Below are 4,769 nucleotides of genomic sequence, written 5' to 3' on the forward strand. Positions count from 1 at the left end.
CCAGCGTCCTGCCTGCCTCGCCGGAAAAGCCGTTGGCCCTGGCCCAGACGACAGCGGCCGGCGCAAGGCCGGCCGCGTCCAGACCGTCCCTGGCGACCAGATGGACCGGCAGCGCGCCCGGCAATGTCTTCCCGACGAGTTCGACAGGCATGCGATGTTCTCCGTGTGAGTCGCCGTTCTTAACCGTCCGTTAGGGTTAACAGAATATTTCTGCGGGAGGGAAGACGGCCACGCAATGGCCGCGCATGAATGGAGGCTTAGGTGGCCATGCCGACCAACCGCAGGATCAACGCCAGGGGAAAACGGCTCATCACCACGGCCCTTGTGCTGGCGCTGGCGGCGGGCGTCGCCGGCTGCGGAACCGACAAGATCTCCACCGGCTCTATCGCACGCACCAGCGGCAAACCGCTGGAAAGCATGTCGGCCGGGGAACTGCACAATGCCACCGGCGCACTCGGCCAATCCTACGCGAAGAACCCCAACGACAAGCGGATCGCGACGAATTATGCGGCGGCATTGCAGATGGATGGCGACGCCGATCAGTCGCTGGCCGTGATGCGCAAGCTCGCCATCGCTTTGCCCAAGGATCGTGACGTTCTTGCCTCCTACGGCAAGGCGCTGGCCGCCAATGGCCAGTTCGAGGCGGCACTCGACGCCGTGCGCCGCGCTCAAACACCGGAATATCCCGACTGGAAGCTGGTGTCGGCCGAAGCGGCCATCCTCGACCAGACCGGCCAGAAGGACGATGCGCGCCAGCTTTACCGCAAGGCGCTCGACCTCAAGCCGAACGAGCCTTCCGTGCTCTCCAATCTTGGCATGTCGTATGTGCTGGAAGGTGACCTGCGCACCGCCGAAACCTATATGCGCTCGGCCGCGCAGCAGCCGAATGCGGACAGCCGCGTCCGCCAGAACCTGGCACTGGTCGTCGGCCTGCAAGGCCGTTTCGACGAGGCCGAGAAGATCGCCTCGCAGGAACTGTCGCCCGAACAGGCGCAGGCAAATGTCGCCTATCTCAGGCAGATGCTGGCCCAGCAGAATGCCTGGAGCCAGCTCAAGGACCAGGACAAGCCGAAATCCGCGACCAACTGAGACCACAATCCCACCAACCTCAAACGAAGAAGCCGCGCTGCATGCGCGGCTTCTTCGTTTGAGGGAATGCAGGAATTTGCCTTGCCGCTACTGGGCGTTTGTTGCCGGCGCCGCATGATCGCCGAAGATACCGCGCTGGCTGACCTGAATGCCGGCGGGACCCAGGATGATGGCGAAGAGCACCGGCAGGAAAAACAGGATCATCGGCACTGTGAGCTTTGGCGGCAGGGCGGCGGCCTTCTTCTCGGCCGCATTCATGCGCATGTCGCGGCTTTCGGCGGCAAGCACGCGCAGTGCATGCGCCACCGGCGTGCCGTAACGCTCGGCCTGGACGAGCGCCTGCGACACCGACTTGACCGAATCCAGCCCGGTGCGGCTTGCCAGGTTCTCGTAGGCCTGCTTGCGCTCCGGCAGATAGGAAAGCTCGGCGTTGGTGAGGATGAACTCTTCCGCCAGCGCCACCGATTGCGCGCCGATCTCGTCGGCGACCTTGCGCAGTGCCGCTTCCACCGACATGCCCGATTCGACGCAGATCAGCATCAGATCGAGCCCATCCGGCCATGCCATCTGGATCGACTGCTTGCGCTTGGTGGCGCGGTTGTTGACGTAGATGACTGGCGCGTAGAAGCCGCCGTAAGCAACGAGGACGCAGACGAACAGCCTGATGACCAATGGCTTGTCGGGCAGTCCTCCGAGCGCGAAGATGTAGATTGCGGCCAGCGCGAAACCGACGAAAGGAAGTACGAGACGGAAGAAAAGAAACCGCGTCAGCGGATTCTGTCCACGAAAGCCGGCCACCTTGAGTTTCTGCAAGGTGCCTTCATCGGCGAGCGCGCGTCTCAGATCCAGCCGGTCGACAATGTTGCGCATGCCGACCGACTGTTCCTCGCGCAAGCCCTTGCGACGGCGGTCGGCCTCGACCGCAAGCCGGGCGCGCTGTTGCGCACGCAGTTCGTCGCGTTCCAGCGCAACGGATTTCATGCGTGATTTGAGCTGGTTTCCGCCAAACGCCGGAAGCAAGGTGAAGACGGTCGCAAACACCGCTATCGCGACCAGCATCGCGATCAGGAAGCTCGGATCCGTCAGGGTCTTGATGACTTGCTCGGTCATGCCAGCATCCTAGACTTCGAAGTTCATCATCTTGCGCATCACCAGGATGCCGATCGACATCCAGACCGCAGAGCAACCAAGGATCAGGTTTCCGACACTGGTGTTGAAGAGCGGCATCAGGTAGGCCGGGCTCGACAGGTAGACGAGAAAGGCGACGATGAAGGGCAGCGCGCCGATGATCGCGGCGGACGCCTTCGCTTCCATCGACAGCGCCGCGACCTTGGCTTTCATCTTCTTGCGATCGCGAAGCACGCGCGAAAGATTGCCCAGCGCCTCGGAGAGATTGCCGCCGGCCTGCGACTGTATCTGGATAACGATGCCGAAGAAGCTTGCCTCGGTGCAAGGCATGGTTTCAGGCATGCGCAAGGTCGCGTCGGGGATAGAGAGGCCCATCTGCTGTGAATCGACGATGCGGCGAAACTCGGTCTTCACGGGTTCGGGCGATTCGTTGGCGATCAGGCGCACGGCGTCGTTCAGCGGCAGGCCGGATTTGACCGCGCGCACGATGATGTCGAGCGCGTTTGGAAATTCGTTGAGGAATGCCTTGACCCGGCGGGCGCGACGAAACGTGACGAACCAGCGCGGCAGGCCCAGCCCCCCGGCCAACAGCACGCCCGGCAAGGCGATCAGCGGGGCTCCGGCCACAAAGGCGACAATCGTCAAAACGATGCCGCATACGGCGGAGTATATATAGAAACGCTCGATGGTGGTCTTGAGGCCGGCTTGGCGAAGCTGGGCTTTCAGCGGCGGTTTCTTGACGCGGCTGTCCTTGGTTTTCTGCTTGGCGTCGAGTTCGTTGAGCGAATCCTGAACCGATTTGCGCCGCTTGACGGCTTCCGCCACGCGGTCACGCGAGGCCTTGACGACGGAGCGATCCGTCTCGGCGGTCCTGATCGTTTCGAGCCGCTTGCCGACCTGTTTCTCGTTGCTGATCCGGGTGAACAGAAATGCATAGGCGACGGCGCCGGCGCTGAAGCCGGCGAGCACGACAAACGCCAGTACTGTGCCGTCAATTCCAAACATTGGCCCGAACCCTTACACCCCAGCATGCGTCAGTCAGCGCGTTTCTCCATCGCCTCGAGCGCAATGGCGAGACGCTGCTCCTCGCCGTAATAGCGTGCGCGCTCCCAGAAATGCGGACGGCCGATGCCCGTCGATACGTGCTCACCCAACAGCCTGCCGTTGGCGTCCTCACCCTTGATGTTGTAGAGGACGATATCCTGCGTGATGATGACGTCGCCTTCCATCCCGATCACCTCGGTGATGTGGGTGATGCGGCGCGATCCGTCGCGCAGGCGCGCCGCCTGGATGATCACGTCGATGGAACCGACGACGATTTCGCGCACTGTCTTCTGCGGCAGCGAATAGCCGCCCATGGCAATCATGGATTCGATACGGTTCAGGCATTCGCGCGGGCTGTTCGAGTGGATCGTGCCCATCGAGCCGTCATGGCCGGTGTTCATCGCCTGCAGAAGATCGAACACCTCGGGTCCGCGCACTTCGCCGACGATGATGCGCTCTGGCCGCATGCGCAGACAGTTCTTGACCAGGTCGCGCATCGTCACCTCACCCTCGCCCTCCAGATTGGGCGGGCGGGTTTCGAGGCGCACCACATGCGGCTGCTGCAATTGCAGCTCGGCCGAGTCTTCGCAGGTGATGACGCGCTCCTCGCGGTCGATATAGTTGGTCAGGCAATTGAGCAGCGTGGTCTTGCCCGAACCGGTGCCGCCCGAGATCACGATGTTGCAGCGAACACGACTGATGATCTTGAGAACTTCGGCGCCCTGCGGCGAGATGGCGCCGAACTTGACCAGCTGATCGAGCGTCAGCTTGTCCTTCTTGAATTTGCGGATGGTAAGCGTGGCGCCATCGATGGAGAGTGGCGGCGCGATGACGTTGACGCGGGAGCCGTCGGGAAGACGCGCGTCGCAGATCGGGCTGGACTCATCGACACGGCGGCCAACCTGGCTGACGATACGCTGGCAGATGTTGAGGAGCTGCTGGTTGTCACGAAAGCGGATACCGGTCTGTTCGACCTTGCCGTTGACTTCGATGTAGACGTTCCTGGAGCCGTTGACCATGATGTCGGCGATGTCGTCACGGGCGAGCAGCGGCTCGAGCGGCCCATAGCCGAGCACGTCGTTGCAGATGTCCTCGAGCAGCTCTTCCTGCTCGGCGATCGTCATTGCGAAGTTCTTGATCGCGATGATGTCGTTGACGATATCGCGGATTTCCTCGCGCGCACTTTCAGGATCAAGCTTGGAAAGCTGCGACAGATCGATGGTGTCGATGAGCGCGGAGAAGACCTGACTCTTGGTATCGTAATAAGTTTCGCTCTTTTCGCGCTGTGCCCGCTTCGGCTCAGGCGCCAATGGCGGTGCCTCGACCGCACGGCGCGCCGGCGGCGCGACAGGCGCGCTTGGCGCCGCCGCGGGCCGGGTCAGAACCGCCGTGTCCATGGAACTTGCAGCCGGCGGCGCAACCGGCGCCGGTGCTGGCTGGCGAAATTCCGGCGTGAACCGGGTGCCGTCGTCGCTGCCTCTTTTACCAAACATGATCGACTACCGGTT

At 62.4% G+C, this 4,769-nt stretch carries 4 protein-coding genes and 1 pseudogene; 1 reads left to right on the forward strand and 4 read right to left on the reverse strand.

The annotated features are described in order from the left end of the window. Positions 1-151, reverse strand: a pseudogene (locus EN749_RS39120) (leucyl aminopeptidase family protein); the annotation flags it as partial. Positions 152-267: 116 nt separating this feature from the next. On the opposite strand from EN749_RS39120, the gene EN749_RS30655 reads away from it, so the two are divergent. Then, positions 268-1,089: a tetratricopeptide repeat protein gene (locus EN749_RS30655; RefSeq protein ID WP_127327785.1), complete on the forward strand. Its 822-nt coding sequence runs from the start codon at positions 268-270 to the stop codon at positions 1,087-1,089. 87 nt (positions 1,090-1,176) lie between these two features. Here EN749_RS30655 and EN749_RS30660 read toward each other — a convergent pair whose 3' ends face one another. Genes EN749_RS30660 through EN749_RS30670 form a run of 3 tightly spaced genes read right to left on the reverse strand, consistent with a single transcriptional unit; the run spans position 1,177 to position 4,754 of the window. Continuing rightward, positions 1,177-2,199 (reverse strand): type II secretion system F family protein, encoded by a 1,023-nt coding sequence (locus tag EN749_RS30660; protein ID WP_127807951.1) that lies wholly within the window; start codon positions 2,197-2,199, stop codon positions 1,177-1,179. 9 nt (positions 2,200-2,208) lie between these two features. Then, the gene (locus EN749_RS30665; RefSeq protein WP_127807952.1) at positions 2,209-3,222 is read right to left on the reverse strand and encodes a type II secretion system F family protein; all 1,014 of its coding nucleotides are present in this window, start codon (positions 3,220-3,222) and stop codon (positions 2,209-2,211) included. Between the two features lie 29 nt (positions 3,223-3,251). After that, complete coding sequence (locus tag EN749_RS30670) at positions 3,252-4,754, reverse strand: CpaF family protein (protein WP_128364560.1); 1,503 nt, start codon at positions 4,752-4,754, stop codon at positions 3,252-3,254. Positions 4,755-4,769 lie beyond the last annotated feature (15 nt).

The sequence above is a fragment of the Mesorhizobium sp. M7A.F.Ca.ET.027.02.1.1 genome, from assembly GCF_004022985.1.
In the GTDB taxonomy this organism is placed as follows: Bacteria; Pseudomonadota; Alphaproteobacteria; order Rhizobiales; family Rhizobiaceae; genus Mesorhizobium.